This is a genomic window from Niveispirillum sp. (assembly GCF_017996735.1).
GTDB lineage: Bacteria > Pseudomonadota > Alphaproteobacteria > Azospirillales > Azospirillaceae > Niveispirillum.
Genome location: NZ_JAGOGJ010000144.1, coordinates 1 through 13,306, shown reverse-complemented (window position 1 = coordinate 13,306; position 13,306 = coordinate 1). Strand labels below are relative to the sequence as shown.

At 64.2% G+C, this 13,306-nt stretch carries 13 protein-coding genes and 1 pseudogene; 8 read left to right on the top strand and 6 right to left on the bottom strand.

The genetic code is table 11. From position 1 onward, the window contains the following. Positions 1-350 (top strand): annotated as a pseudogene (locus tag KBA48_RS27865) (hypothetical protein); the annotation flags it as partial. 30 nt (positions 351-380) lie between these two features. Here KBA48_RS27865 and KBA48_RS27860 read toward each other — a convergent pair. The 4 genes from KBA48_RS27860 to KBA48_RS27845 are packed head-to-tail and all read right to left on the bottom strand — an operon-like array spanning position 381 to position 7,003. Continuing rightward, the gene (locus KBA48_RS27860) at positions 381-707 is read right to left on the bottom strand and encodes a DUF2149 domain-containing protein (protein WP_292911963.1); all 327 of its coding nucleotides are present in this window, start codon (positions 705-707) and stop codon (positions 381-383) included. Further along, positions 707-1,180 carry a MotA/TolQ/ExbB proton channel family protein gene (locus KBA48_RS27855; RefSeq protein WP_292911962.1) on the bottom strand — a complete coding sequence of 158 codons (474 nt, stop codon included), beginning with the start codon at positions 1,178-1,180 and terminating at the stop codon, positions 707-709. Before KBA48_RS27855 ends, KBA48_RS27860 begins: the two co-directional genes overlap by 1 nt. A 13-nt stretch (positions 1,181-1,193) precedes the next feature. Further along, a complete protein-coding gene (cobN, locus tag KBA48_RS27850; RefSeq protein WP_292911961.1) occupies positions 1,194-5,048 on the bottom strand; it encodes a cobaltochelatase subunit CobN in 3,855 nt (1,284 codons plus the stop codon). Next, positions 5,048-7,003 (bottom strand): TonB-dependent receptor, encoded by a 1,956-nt coding sequence (locus KBA48_RS27845; RefSeq protein ID WP_292911960.1) that lies wholly within the window; start codon positions 7,001-7,003, stop codon positions 5,048-5,050. Before KBA48_RS27845 ends, cobN begins: the two co-directional genes overlap by 1 nt. A gap of 360 nt (positions 7,004-7,363) precedes the next feature. On the opposite strand from KBA48_RS27845, the gene KBA48_RS27840 reads away from it, so the two are divergent. From KBA48_RS27840 to KBA48_RS27820, 5 genes are all read left to right on the top strand, one after another. Beyond that, entirely contained in the window at positions 7,364-7,591 is a 228-nt protein-coding gene (locus KBA48_RS27840) for a hypothetical protein (RefSeq protein WP_292911959.1), read from the top strand. Positions 7,592-7,715: 124 nt separating this feature from the next. Then, positions 7,716-8,381 (top strand): ABC transporter ATP-binding protein, encoded by a 666-nt coding sequence (locus tag KBA48_RS27835; protein ID WP_292911958.1) that lies wholly within the window; start codon positions 7,716-7,718, stop codon positions 8,379-8,381. Further along, entirely contained in the window at positions 8,378-9,631 is a 1,254-nt protein-coding gene (locus tag KBA48_RS27830) for an FtsX-like permease family protein (RefSeq protein WP_292911957.1), read from the top strand. Before KBA48_RS27835 ends, KBA48_RS27830 begins: the two co-directional genes overlap by 4 nt. A gap of 3 nt (positions 9,632-9,634) precedes the next feature. Next, complete coding sequence (locus KBA48_RS27825; protein WP_292911956.1) at positions 9,635-10,138, top strand: DUF3299 domain-containing protein; 504 nt, start codon at positions 9,635-9,637, stop codon at positions 10,136-10,138. Continuing rightward, positions 10,119-10,454 carry a hypothetical protein gene (locus KBA48_RS27820; RefSeq protein WP_292911955.1) on the top strand — a complete coding sequence of 112 codons (336 nt, stop codon included), beginning with the start codon at positions 10,119-10,121 and terminating at the stop codon, positions 10,452-10,454. The genes KBA48_RS27825 and KBA48_RS27820 overlap by 20 nt, the downstream gene beginning before the upstream one ends. 7 nt (positions 10,455-10,461) lie before the next feature. Here KBA48_RS27820 and KBA48_RS27815 read toward each other — a convergent pair whose 3' ends face one another. Next, entirely contained in the window at positions 10,462-11,106 is a 645-nt protein-coding gene (locus KBA48_RS27815) for a DUF1826 domain-containing protein (RefSeq protein ID WP_292911954.1), read from the bottom strand. Between the two features lies 1 nt (position 11,107). Then, positions 11,108-12,325 carry a zinc metallochaperone GTPase ZigA gene (gene zigA, locus KBA48_RS27810; RefSeq protein ID WP_292911953.1) on the bottom strand — a complete coding sequence of 406 codons (1,218 nt, stop codon included), beginning with the start codon at positions 12,323-12,325 and terminating at the stop codon, positions 11,108-11,110. A gap of 144 nt (positions 12,326-12,469) precedes the next feature. Between zigA and KBA48_RS27805 the strand changes: the two genes are divergently transcribed. Together KBA48_RS27805 and KBA48_RS27800 are read left to right on the top strand one after the other, a co-directional pair. Then, positions 12,470-12,898 (top strand): transcriptional repressor, encoded by a 429-nt coding sequence (locus KBA48_RS27805; RefSeq protein WP_292911952.1) that lies wholly within the window; start codon positions 12,470-12,472, stop codon positions 12,896-12,898. Positions 12,899-13,036: 138 nt separating this feature from the next. Continuing rightward, a partial coding sequence (locus KBA48_RS27800; RefSeq protein ID WP_292911951.1) for an MBL fold metallo-hydrolase occupies positions 13,037-13,306 on the top strand: 270 nt, incomplete at its 3' end.

Sequence of the window (13,306 nt, the reverse complement as noted above, 5' to 3'; positions counted from 1 at the left end):
ACACCCCAAAAAACCCTGCAATGGGTGCGGAGGATGACACCCCAGACACAAACCTGATCCGATGGTCCATGCAGGAAATCAGGCGTGTCGCCACCAAAATGGCACAGCGTCAGATCCAGCCGGCATCACCTGAACCGCCAGACACCCCAAAAAACCCTGCAATGGGTGCGGAGGATGACACCCCAGACACAAACCTGATCCGATGGTCCATGCAGGAAATCAGGCGTGTCGCCACCAAAATGGCACAGCGTCAGATCCAGCCGGCATCCATCATCGCATGGTCAATGTGGCGGCGAGCCCACCAAGCCCAGGCAAGGCGCGCTCATATCAGGAAAAATACGCAACTGTAATGCTAAACGGCTGAAATGGCCAGTCAGGAATTATTTTTTCGTTTCTTGTTCCCCCTCCGGCACATAGATCATGCGGCCATCGGGCAGGCGATAGGTGATGCCGGCCTTGACGCCCTTGCCCTCGCCGATTTGGCCGGTACTGTCATAGCGGGTCAGTTCCTTGCCGTCCTTGATGGTGATGCGCATTTCCGGCGTGCCGGGATTTTCGACCACCGTCACCTTGTCCTGGCTGAACGGGTTCAGCGGGTTGCGCACGATCACGATCATCAGCACAGCGATGACCACCAGGAACAGGTCGATCAGGTTCACGACTGACAGCAGCGGATCGTCCGCCTCATCCCCTTCCAGAAAGCGCATCACTTGCCCCCCGCCCGTTCGATCTGGCGCAGTTCCTCCAGCAGCCAGCGGCGGCGGATGGTCAGGATGAAGAAGCAGATGCTGGCCGCCACCAGCGACAGGATCACGGCGGCGAAGGCGACGGCCAGATTTTCGCCCATGGTCGCCCCCTCATTGCGGGTCAGCGCCAGCAGCGCCGGGCCCATGGGGATCATGGTGGCGACAAGCCCCAGCATCGGTGCCGTGCGCGACACGATGCGCACCCATTCCAGCCGCTTCAAGATCCACAGTTCCAGATCGTCCGATGCCGCCCCGGTTTTGGCCTGATAGGCGGACAGGGCGGACCGGTGGCGACCGCGCAGGCGCTGCCACGCCTCCATGCCAAAGCCGCCCAGCGCCAGAAAGGCATAGGCCAGCGCCGCCAGGATCAGCAGCATGACCGGGACCATGAACAGACCCGCCAGATCGTAAAGCCCGGCTTCCAACGCATTCATTGATGATCACTCCTCAAACACGCAACGCATTGATGTGTCGCTGACGCAGGGCGCCGGCCAGGATCAGGCCCGCCAGCAGGGCGAAGCCGGCCCAGCGTTGCCAGGGCGGGGGCTCGCCGCCCTGTTCATCGGGCTGCACCTGCCGCATCACCTGGCCCTGGACGGTTTCCATGTCCCCGCTGGCCGTGGCGCCGCCCGTCTGGCCGGCATCCAGGCCGAAGCCGGCGACCATCTGTTCGATGAACCGGGCGGTCGATGCGGCTGTCGCCTGGGTGCTGGCGGTGGCGGCCAGTTCCTGCCAGCGCTGCGCCAGCTCGGTGCGGGTCTGCGCGGAAGCATCCCAATAGCCCTTGCGGATCGCTTCTGCCATGCGCTCGACAAGCTGCATCTGGGCGGTCGGGTTGTTGGTGGCGAACCATTCGTTCAGGCCGAGTTCACGCCGGTCCATGACATAGGTGTCGTGGAAGGCCTGCCACTGGTCGGCCCGCACGCTGTCAGGATCGGTGACCTGCCAGCCGAACAGATTGTTGGCGACATTCAGCATCTCCAGCGCGCCGGCATAGCCTTCGGCCTGCATCGCCTTGATCCAGTGCGGGTTCTGGTAGCGGGTCCGCAACTCATCCGCCAGGAAGCTGGCGGCACCGGTTATGCGGGCGGTAGGGTTGCGCAGGTCGGCGATATAGAGCGACGGGCTTTGCCCATCCAGATGCCGCACGGCCAAGGACAGGCCGCCCAGATATTCGAACGGGTGGTCGGTGGACAGGATGCCGTGCAGCTTGGATGAACGCGACAGCACGGCCGCCTGCACCCCCGTCAATTGCCGGGCGAACAGGTTGGTGCCGTCGAGCTTCACGCCCCACTCATCGGCACCGTAGGCATATTGCTGGCGGCTCAGGAAGGTTTCGGCCAGGGCTGATTCCTGTTCCCAATTGGTGGAATCCAGCACCGCACCGGGCAGGCCGGAACCATAATCCCCCGGTTCATTGCTGAACAGCCGCAGAGCGGCCAGCCGGCGGGCCCGGGTTTCCGCCATGCCGCCCTTCACCAGATCGGAGGCCAGCGCCCGACTGTTGGCGGCAATAACATTGCCGGGCTCCTCCAGCGCCGCCAGCCGGTCGATAGCGTCGGCCAACAGGCGCATGAAGCCATCGAATTGGTCACGATAGACGCTGGTGATCTGCAACACGGCATCGATGCGCGGGCGACCCAGTTCGGCAGAGGGAATGATCTCAATCGCGGTCACACGCCCACCCTGGTCCCAGACAGGCCGTAGGCCCATGGCCCGCAGGATCTGGCTTTCCACCACGCCCAGATGCCGCATCGCTTCCGATGACCAGAGGGTGAAGGCCAGTTTGGTAGGGATTTTCCCCTGATGCTCGGCCTGATAGGCCGTGATCAGATCGACGAGCGCCTTCTCCCCCGCCGCATAGGCGCTGCGGGTGGGCAGCTTGTTGGGTTCGAACGCATAGAGGTTACGGCCGCTGGGCACGTCAGGATTGCGGATCGGGTCGCCACCCGGCCCCGGCGGCACCAGCCGGCCGGCCAGCCCGGCCAGAAGGGCCTCCACCTCGCCGGTCTGGTCAAGGTTGCGGTCCAGGGCGATGGCCCGTTCCACCTGCGCGCGAAGGCCGGCATCCGGGATTGTGTCCACCGCCACGCCGTCGCGCAGATGGGCCTTCAGCAGCCGATAGGGCGCCACCTGCTGCAACTGGCTGTAATCGCCAGCAAACAGTTCGTCCGGCTCTCCGCTGGCTAGGCGGTAGAAATCCGGCCCCAATTGCTGCATCACTGTCGACAGGCGGTGGTCGGGATCGGCCGGCCGGCCAAAGACATGCAGGCCCAGGGGCAGCGCATCCTGGGCCAGGACATGCAGATGATCATGCAGGACGATCATGAATCCGGGGAAATCGGCCTGCATGCGCGCGGCATCCCAGCCCAGGTCCTTGTCCATATGGGCCGCCGTCACGGCGTCGCGGATGCGGGCGGCGGTGGCGTCGCGGACGGCGCCTTGCTCCAACTGCTGATATTCATGCACCAGCGCGTGCAGGTTGCGCAGCTCGTCATAGAGCCCGGCCGGGGCGAAGGGCGGGGTCTGGTGGCTGATGGTGACGGCGCGGCCCCGACGGCGGGCCTGCATCGCCTCGCCCACATTATCCTGGATATAGGGGTAGAAGACGGGCAGGTCGCCGACGGTCAGGAACGGATAGTCGTTGGCCGACAGGCCCCGGTCCTTGCCGGGCGTCCATTCCTGGGTCCCGTGTGTGCCGAAATGGATCAGCGCGTCGGCCCCGGACTGGCGCAGCCACAGATATGTTGCCAGATAAAAGTGGTCGGGCGGCACCTTGGTATCATGATAAGAGGCGCCGGGCTTGCCGGCGCGCGGTGGCTGCGGCATCAGGCTTAGGTTGCCCAGTTTCGTTACCGGAATGATGAAGGCAGGCTCGCCCTTGACATTGCGCAGCGCCCAATGCTGGTTGGCGGCACCCCAGGTACGGGTGATCTCCTGCTGTTGCGATATCGGAATGTTATTGAACCAGGATTGATACACGGACAGCGGCAGGGCCTGCGCCAATCCCTTGTCCAGCAGGCCCGACAATTCCGCCTCGGGCCGGTAAAGCCCGCCCAGCATGGCTTGCGCCTTTTCGGTCAGGGTCGCCTCGTCAGGCGTTTCCACCTGATATCCCGCCTGTTTCAGGGCGGTCGTCAGATGTTCCAGGCTGCGCGGAATGTTCAGGCTTGACGCACTGATATTCTTTTCCCCCTCCGGGTGGTTCCAGAACATCAGGGCCAGATGCTTGTCGGACGCCGGTTTGCGGCGCAGGGTCGCCAGCCGGACCAGTTTGGCGATCAGGGCGTCGCCTTGTGCCTCCATCAGCACCGGCTCGCCATTGCGCAACGCGCCGATCACCATGGGGTCGGCCATGCCCCAGGACTCCGGCACGGTCAGCAATGCGGCCATGGTGCCGGCCTGGATGCCGCTGGCAGCCGCCTGAAAGCTGGCCTCGTCCCCTTCCTGCCAAGTGAAAGCGGGAAGGGCGGGGACGTCCAGCGTCAGCAATTCCGCCGCCCGCGCGCTGCCATTCTGCATATGGGTCAGGTTGACCAAGGCGTCTATCCCGGCCGGGGCCAGCAGGCTGGTCAAGCCATCCTCCTTGCCGGCCTCGAACCAGAAGGGCAGGGGGGCGAGACCGGCTTTCTCCATCTTCGCCACCAGCCCGTCGACCATTGCCGTCTGCATGCCCGACAGCATGCCGGTATTGATGGCGATAGCCACGCGGGCCGCATCCTTGGCCCAGTGCGCCTGTCCCCAGGCGAGATAAGAATTGGCATCGGGGAAGGAGGCGGGGGCAGCGGCGTGATAGAAACCCGCTTTGGGCAGCCGTTCCGGTTCTGGCAGGGGCGGGCCGGACAGCCCCTTCGCCCTTGCTGCGACAAAGGCGAACAGATGGCCGATATTCACCGGCCCGCCATTGGCGTAATAGGCGATCAGGGTCGGCGCCTGGTCCGGCGGCAGGTTGCCGGCCCCCGGCGGGCCGCCGCCCACGCGCAGCCAGGGGGTCGACATGCTCTCCAGCACGGTCCCTAGCCGGTCGCGGACCTTGGCCATGTCATTGCCGCGTGGGGCGTCAATGATGACCAGATCAGCCCCGGCTAGCCAGTCGGCGGGGTTGCCGGTGGCGTTTTCCACCCACAGCCCCTCCACCTTCACGCCATGCGCCGCGCCGATCTCAGCCAGCCGGTTGATCTTGCCGGGCAGCACGAAATCGCTGGTGATGATGCGAACCAAGGGCTGGTCGGCACACAGGGCCACCGGTGCCGCGACAGCCAGCACCAGCAGCGCAAGCCATAACCGGAGGGCCCGCCGCATCAGAAGCTCACCGACAGGCCAAGATTATAGCTGCGCCCCGGCTCGGCATAGGAATAGAGGGCGGATTGCGCGGCCAGTTCCTCGTCGCCGATATTCTCCACATTGGCGCGCAGGGTGACGCGGTCGGTCAGGCGCCATGAGATATCCAGCGACCAGAGCGTATAGTCGGGCAGGATATTGGCGACATTGCTGCTATAGACCGTCTGCCGCCCAACATATTCACCACGCACCCGCGCCGTCACGGACGCCACCGGCGTCCATTCGGCCGAGACATTGCCGGCATGGCGCGGCCGTTCGGCCAGCGACAGGCCGGTGACCCGGTTCTCCGTCACCATCCAGGTATAATTGGCGGACAAGGTCAGCGTCTCTACCGGCGTCACCTCACCGCCCAGTTCCGCGCCCTGGATGCGGGCGCGGTCGATATTCTGATAGGTGCGCCGCTCCTGCCCGCGCCGACCGCAGGCGCTGATGCACAGCGTCTGGATCAGATCCTTCAGGTCGTTCTGGAACAAGGTACCGCGCAGGGCCCAGATGCCAGGGCGGTACTCGGCCCCGATCTCGTAGCTGGTGTTGATCTCGGGATCTAGGTCGGGATTGCCGACGATGGTGAACTGGCCGCCGCCGCCCACGGCCGAATAGCCCGGCGACAACTCCTTCAGGCTGGGCGCCTTGAAACCGCGCCCGGCACCGCCCTTGACCGTCAAATTTTCGGTGACGGCATAGGTGAGATAGGCGCGCGGGCTGTGCTGCCAGCCATATTCCTCATGATGGTCGGCGCGGTTGCCCAGCACCAGTGACACGCCATCAGCCAGCCCGATTTCATCCTGCAGGAACAGGGCGGCATGATCGGTTTCCGCTTCGGCACTGGCGTTGACCGTGCTGTCGCGCAACTCCTCCCGCCGCCATTCGCCGCCGGCGGTCAGCAGATGGTTGCCGAACAGCGGTACGCTGACATGGCCATCGACGATATCGTCGGTCAGGCGACTGGGCTGCGTAGCGGCACCCCGCGAGCGGCTATTCTCCCGATCCAGGCGGGAGCGGTAGGCGCGAAGCTGCGTCTTACCCCAGTCCCAGTCGCCCTTATGGCTGAGCGACACCTGTTCCCGGTCGACGTTATCGACATATTCGTAGAAATAGGGCTGGGAACCGGCCTGCTGGGCATTGCGCCAGCGTTCCTCGTCCCCCCGGTCATAGGTCAGGTCGATGCGCTGGGCCGCATCGGGTGTGAAGCTCAGCGCGGCACTGCCCGACAGGCTGTCACGTCCTTCCAGGGCGGTCAGTCGAGGTTCGGTGGCGTCGGGGGTGTTCTGGCGGCGGTTCAGGCGGCCGGACAGGCTGATGCCCAGGATATCCTGGACCAGGGGGCCGGCTATCCAGGTGCCCACCTGATGGGTGGCGCCGCCCTTGCCATCCTCCCGCAAGCCGCCATTGGCCTGGAACACGCCCTGCCATTGGTCTGTCGGGCTGCGGGTGATGACATTCACCACCCCGCCCAAGGCTTCCGAGCCATAGAGGGAGGAGAGCGGACCGCGCACCAGCTCGATCCGCTCGATCGCCTCCACCGGTACCCAGTTCAGGTCGAAATCGGCATGGGCCATGGCGGCCGATGCGACGTTCACGCGGCGGCCATCCACCAGCGTCAGCGTATGTTCCTCCGACAGGCCGCGCAGCGCAATGCCGCGCCGTGTCATGCCGACACCGGTCAGCGTCACCCCCGGCGTGCCGCGCACGGCATCGGCCAGATCCTGCACCGGTCGCTTCGCCAGCTCGTCCTTGCCGATGACGCTGACGGTGGCCGGGCTGGTAACCGTGGTGTGCGGCGTGGTGGTGGCGGTCACCACGATCTCGGGCGCCAGTGCTGGGTCGGCGGCATCCGCCAGACAGGTCGTGGACAAGAGCAGGCTCAGCAGCGGGATGCCAATGCGGATCGGCGTGGCAAAGCGGTGGGATTTCATGAGAGGTCAACCGTTTCCATGACGGATATCAGAAAGCGGTGCGCAAGGTATGTAATGTTATATCATAACACAAGTGCAATTGTGCGCCACATGCCGTTGGATGATGTCGGCCAGGGCCGGTTGCCCCATCGTGGCTGGTCAAACTGACCAGTGATGGTCCCGCTCGTGTGCTTTCTGGAAGGGGCTTGACAGATCAGTCCCTCTTGATCCTAGGTCTATTTGATCTTAAATGTTATAACATCACATTATGATCATGTTTGACAGATGACCCCAAACGACACGATCCAAGGCGCATGTTCCTGGCGGTCCGCCCGCCAGGCTGTTTGTCATCACGCCTTCCATACCGGCTTTGTGGAGGCCATGTTGGGCAAGCCGTTCGACTATGCCGCTCTGGATGCGATGACCGAATATGAACAGCACCGGTACGAGAATGGCCGGGAGCTGGCCTGGGAATGCCGTCAGGCACAATTGACCATCCGCTGGACACGCCGGGACGCCATCCCTCGTGCGTTGCGCGACTTTATCACCAGCCGCGCCTTGCGGCGACGCGTTGGCCTGCCAAGGACCGATCCCTATCGGGCCCGGTAAGGACCTGACCGTTCGGGCAGGCAGCGCCGGGTCACATGACGGCGAATTCATCGTTCGACAGATGCAAATTATGCATCTGTAATGTTATATCGTATTTGTAACCTTGCTTTGATGCGTGAACGCGATGCCCGCCGCCAATCTGATCGACCTGGATAATGTGATCCACCGTGCCGGTGGCCATCCCATTTTGCGTGTGGAGCATCTGAGCCTGCCACCGGGCCGGCACGGCCTGTTATTGGGACCCAGCGGCAGTGGCAAGACGACCTTGCTGCATATGCTGGCGGGCCTGATGGTACCGGACCAGGGCAGCCTGTCGCTGCTGGGCCATGATCTGCGCGCCATTGGCGATGCTGGGCGTGACCGGTTGCGCGCCGATCATGTGGGGATCGTCTTTCAGCAGCTGCACCTGATCGCCGCGGTCAGTGTCGCCGACAATCTGCGCCTGGCCCGGCGGCTCGCCGGGAGTGCGCCGGACGAAAAGGGGCTTATGGACTTGCTGGCGCGTGTCGGGTTGGCCGAGCGCGCGCGGGCCCTTCCGTCCGACCTGTCACAGGGGGAACGGCAACGCGTGGCCGTGGCCCGGGCGCTGGTAAACCGCCCGGCGCTGCTGCTGGCGGACGAGCCGACCAGTGCCCTGGACGATACCAATTGCGATGCCGTGATCGACCTGCTGCTGGAGCAGGCGGAATTGAGCGGGGCCACCCTGCTGGTGGCGACCCATGATCGGCGGCTGATGTCCCAGTTGCCGGTCTTGCTGGAACTGGCCAAGCCGATGGAGCAGGCGGCATGAATATGCTGGGACTGAGCCTCGCCTATCTGCGCCGCCGGCCGCTGACCACGGCATTGAACCTGCTGCTGCTGGCGCTGGGCGTCGCCTTGATCGCGTTCCTGTTGCTGCTGGAGCGCGGGTTGGAAAACCGGCTGTCGCGTGACGTCGCCGGCATCGATATGGTGGTGGGGGCCAAGGGCAGCCCGTTGCAGCTGGTCTTGTCGGCCGTGCTGCAGGTGGATGTGCCCACGGGCAATGTGCCGCTGGCCGCCCTGGAGGATTTGCGACGCAATCCCCTGGTCAGGCAGGCCGTTCCTGTCGCCATGGGGGACAGTTTCGGCAGCTACCGCATCCTGGGCACCGAACCGGCCTATATCGACCATTATGGCGGACGGCTGGCCGCAGGCCGGATGTTTGAAGGGCCGATGGAGGCCGTGTTGGGGGCGGAGGTCGCGTCCGCGTCCGGTCTTGGCTTGGACAGCCCCCTGGTCGGCAGCCATGGGCTGACTGTGGGTGGAGAAGCCCATGCCGATACGCCTTGCCGCGTGGTCGGCATTCTGACGCGTACTGGCACAGTGCTGGACCGTCTGGTCCTGACGCCCGTGGCCAGTGTCTGGGCTGTGCATGACCATCATCACCATCATGAAGACAAGGCGGAGGAGACTGCTGACGACCATGATCATGGGGCCGAGAAGGGGCATGATCATGACGCTGCTGTCGATCATGACCGGGAAGTAACGGCGATCCTGGTCCGCTATGCCACGCCGCTGGCCGCCGCCCGTCTGCCGCGCGAGATCAACAGCCAGACCAGCATGCAGGCGGCCAGCCCCGCGGCAGAGATGCTGCGTCTGCGCGCGCTGATGGGGCTGGGGCTGGATGCCATGCGGCTGCTGGGTCTGGTGCTCGTGCTGGCGGCAGGCCTGTCCACCTTTGTGGCGCTGGCCAACGCCTTGCAGGAGCGCCAATATGATCTGGCGGTGATGCGGGCGCTGGGTGCCGGACGTGGTCGGATCATGGGGCAGATTCTGACGGAAGCGATGTTGGTGGCGCTGGGTGGCGCTGTGCTGGGTATTGCCCTGGCCCATGGCGGCGTCGCGGCCTTGTCCGGCTTTTCCGCCCGTGGCCGCGACCTGGGACTGTCGGCGGGGCAATTTGTGGCGGGGGAGGGGTTGTTGTTGTTACTTTCCCTGCTTGTGGCCCTGCTGGCCGCCGCCTTGCCCGCGATCCGGGCCTATCGGACGGATGTCAGCCGGCTTCTGGCGAAGGGATAGTGCATGAAGACCGTGAAGATCGCCCTGCTCCTTGCCGCCATGGCAGGCGCCGTGCCGGCCTTGGCTTTCAAGCAGGTGCAGGACCCGGCCCTGGCGTCCCAGGCCGTGCCGCACGACCCGCGCGCGGTTCCCCGCGCCACCCTGGGCTGGGACAAACTGGCCGATACAATGGAAACGCAAAGGCGGGTACAGGATGTTGACCGTCTTGTCGCGGTCTTCGGGTCGGGGGTGGAGGCACTGGACGGCCAGCCCTTCACGGTGGCCGGTTTCTTCCTGCCGCTCGATACGGGGGAGACCAGCCGGTCCTTCCTGCTCTCCTCCCTGGCCCCCACCTGTCCCTTCTGTCCGCCGCCGGGGCCGGCCGATCTGATCCAGGTCAGTGCTGCCGAGCCAGTGACGGCGACACTGGATCAGGTGAAGCTGGAGGGCACCTTGCGCCTGTCGGCCGAGGACGTGAATGGCATCTATTTCCATCTGGAGAACGCCCGTGTCGTGCCGAAATCATAAGGCGCTGATGATTGCCGCCTTCCTGTTGCTGCTGACCGGTCCGGTCCTGGCGCAGGAAAGCTGCGGCAAGCTGTACCAGAACCAGGATTGCGGCACCGCCGAGTATGAAGAGGCTTTGGCCCGCCAGAAGGAAACCGAGGCCAAACTGAAACAACAGGCTCCGCCCGAGGCGCCCGTACCGGGTGGCAGCGCGGAGACCGACACCAGGAATATGCGCCAACGGGCCTTGGACCTTTACCGGGCCCGCGCTGCCGTCATGGCCAATTCGCTCCAATGCTGCCATCCCGGCGTGGACGGCACGCTCTGGTGCCACTGACACCCGGTCACGGTTCCCAGAGCCGGGGCGAAGTGTCCGATGGCAGGTTCAGGCAGAACAGGGAGCGGACGGTCCCCGTGCCCGCGATAGGCGGGGAGCGATGGACCACGCCCGTGTCCGGCCCCGCCTGGGTGCCCTTGAACAGGGCGACCGCCCCGTCGGACAGGTCCGCCAGCGGGCCGCGATAGGCGCGCTGGGCGCGCAGCGCCTCCTCCGCATACGCCTGCGGCACGATCTGCGTGGCTGGCCCGCGATAGGTCGTCAGCAGGCGCAAACGCACCTGATCGCGGTGGAACTTCCAGCAGGCATCATGCCGCAGCCGGTCCAGCCGGATATCGACGATATCGGTGCCGGCGATGGCGGCAAAGTGCCTGACCAGCATCAGCATATCGTCTAGCAGCGCCCGGCCCAGCACCGTGGCGCCAATCGGCGTTTCTGCCACAATACTGGCCAGCGCAGCAGACACATCCGGCAACCAGACCAGTACACGTCCCTGTGGCAGATGGGCAGGACAAAGCCCCGCCATCCCGTCCAGCAGGGTGCGCGAGGCCGGTCGGTCCCAGATGGCAAGGCTGACATCCGGCTGCAGGATGGTGGACAGAACGGTTTCATCCGCACCGCTGACCATCGAGTTGCTCAAGGCGACCGCCACCTCATGCCTCCCCTTGCCGTTTCCAGCGGGGGAAGGGGTCGGGCAGGCGCTTCCAGGCATTGACCTGCATGTCGCGGGCGTTGATGTCGCCGACCAATGCGCTGTCCAGGCGACGGCGGATCGCCGCCTCGTCCATGCCGGTGCCAATGAACACCAGTTCCTGGCGGCGGTCACCATAGACCGGGTGCCAGTTCTGGCGTATCGCCTGCCGGTATTCATCACTCTCGGGCCAGCGGTTCTTGGGAACGGCCGCCCACCAGAAGCCCATGGCCTCATGCCGGACCAGGGCACCTGCCTGGCTGACCTCGCCCACCCAATCGGGACGGGTGGCCAGCCAGAAATGCCCCTTGGCGCGGATCACGCCTTGCCATTTCTCCTGGAGGAACTGATACAGCTTCTCGGGATGGAAGGGCCGGCGGGCGCGATAGACGAAGGAGGAGACGCCATATTCCTCCGTTTCCGGCTTGTGGTCCTTGAACCCGTGCAGTTCCTTGAACCAGAGCGGGTGTTCCTGCGCCTTCTCATTATCAAAGCGGCCGGTATCCAAAACCCGGTCCAAGGCCACGCGGCTTTGCGCCGTTTCGATCAGGTCGGCATCGGGGTTCAGCGACCGGATGATCTTGCGCGCCGTATCCGCCTGTTCCGGGGTGGCGGTATCCAGCTTGTTCAGCAGGATGACATCGGCAAATTCGATCTGATCGACCAGAAGGTCGACCAGGGTGCGGTTATCGTCCTCCCCCAAGGATTCGCCGCGATCGCGTAGGAAATCGGTGGAGCCATAGTCGCGCAGCAGGTTCACGGCATCGACAACCGTCACCATCGTATCCAGCCGCGCCACATCCGACAGGCTTTGCCCTTCCTCGTCACGGAAGTCGAAGGTGGCGGCAATGGGCAGGGGTTCGGCGATGCCCGTGCTTTCAATCAGCAGGTAATCGAACCGCCCGGCCGCCGCCAGCCGCCGCACCTCCTGCAACAGGTCGTCGCGCAGGGTGCAGCAGATGCAGCCATTGCTCATCTCTACCAGCTTCTCATCCGTGCGCGACAGGTCGCTGCCGCCGGCGCGGATCAGGTCGGCATCGATATTCACCTCGCTCATGTCATTCACGATGACAGCGACGCGCCGCCCCTCGCGATTGTTCAGGACATGGTTCAGCAAAGTGGTCTTGCCAGCGCCCAGGAAGCCGGACAGGACGGTGACGGGTAGGCGGGCATCGGACATGGGGCGCATCTTGGGTTGGGGATTGTTGATGGAATAGATATGTTATAACGTAACATATATCAAGCGACCAAGGCATGTCCCGTGGAAAGAAACAGTCCCGAAGCATCCACATCACAGCCGGCGGTTCCTGCGGGACTGCTCAGGGTGCTGCGCTACTGTACCGATCGACGGCTACCCCTGACGGATTTGCGGCGCCAAGTGCTCTCCCTGCTGTGCTCCCAGCCGCGGCCGGTCAGCGCCTATCAAGTCATCGGCTTGATGGAATGCCAGATGGGGCACCGGTTGAAACCGGCCAGCATGTACCGCATCCTCGATTTTCTGGTGCGCAATGGTTTGGCGGTGCGGATTGAAAGTCGTAACGCCTATGTCGCGTGTGCTCACCCGGAGTGGGGAAGAACGGATGTCTTTCTGCTGTGCGACGGCTGCGAACGGGCGGTTGCGATACCCATTCCTGAACTGACTCGCGTTATTGAGATGGATACAGCCGCCATCGGGTTTGCCGTCTCAAGACCGGTCATGGAAATGCATGGAACCTGTGCGACATGTCGTGAAGCCGGGGACGTCAGGCGGTGACGGGGACATATGGCGGACAAGGACGAAAATGCTCAATTGCCGGACCCACCTGTTCCCGTTATCGACCTACCTGCCGATCCCTGAGACGAACGCTGGGTGATCCGACAATATAGCTGGGCATTCCCTGAAAGAACTCCCATGGCTCAGCTCCCCATATATCCCGTCACCGCCAAACCCGAAGTAACGGGTTTCTTCGATCCCGCGACCAACACGATATCCTACGTCGTCGAGGACCCTGGCTCTGCCGCCTGTGCCATCGTCGACAGTGTGATGGGTATCGACTATGCCGCCGGCCGCATAAGCTATACGCACGCGGATGAGATCATCGCCTTCGTCAGAGAGCGCCAGCTCAATGTGGAATGGCTGATCGAGACGCATGTCCATGCCGACCACCTGTCGGCAGCGCCC